The following is a 692-nucleotide window of genomic DNA, read 5'->3' on the forward strand; positions in this document are numbered from 1 at the left end:
AACATAGCATTTTTCTCCTTTTCATGTTATAATATAACTAGTTGTTTTTATATGTGATGCGGTTTGCCGACTGCATCATTTTTTTTATTTCATAATACCGAGCTTTATCCCTTAAAAAAACATATATATCAGGGAGATATTTCAAAACCCTAGACTTAACAATAACTTCTACAGGTTCTTCTTGACCATAATCTCGACATTTTGTTATTACGATTATCTTTTTAGTCATTTGTCACATCCTTTGCTTTCTTTGGCAATATTCTAGGATAGATACAATCTTCAAGCAATTTACGAATAAAATCGTCCTTATCTTGCGAACAAAACAAATCTTCATAGTCAAAGTTCAAAACGACGCTAGAGCCATCAGGGCGTTGATAATGACCATTTTCTCTATTCTCTCGAACTTCTGAAACACTATAAAATCTTTCTTCCATTCCATGCTTTCTAGCGATTTCAGAAGAATAATTGACCCGTCTTAAATACTGGTTTATATCTTCTTCCTGAATTTGTCCGAAAAATTGTTTTGGAGACATATAAGCAGACATAATAACCAATCTCGGAACTACTAGCTTATTTCGATAGCGTGCCGACATTCTAGCCGAATTGATTGGGTCGAATAACTTCAACCAATCTGCAGGGGCTAGGCTATCTTCTCGCAAGTCGTCCAAAATCAGGATTTCTTCTCCTGAATA

Annotated in this window: 1 pseudogene; it reads right to left on the bottom strand. The window is 34.8% G+C overall.

Annotated elements, in window-relative coordinates:
- Positions 1-221 precede the first annotated feature (221 nt).
- Positions 222-692, bottom strand: a pseudogene (locus tag HMPREF2876_RS04070) (plasmid replication protein); the annotation flags it as partial.

The organism is Streptococcus sp. HMSC073A12, from assembly GCF_001812815.1.
Lineage (GTDB): Bacteria > Bacillota > Bacilli > Lactobacillales > Streptococcaceae > Streptococcus > Streptococcus vaginalis.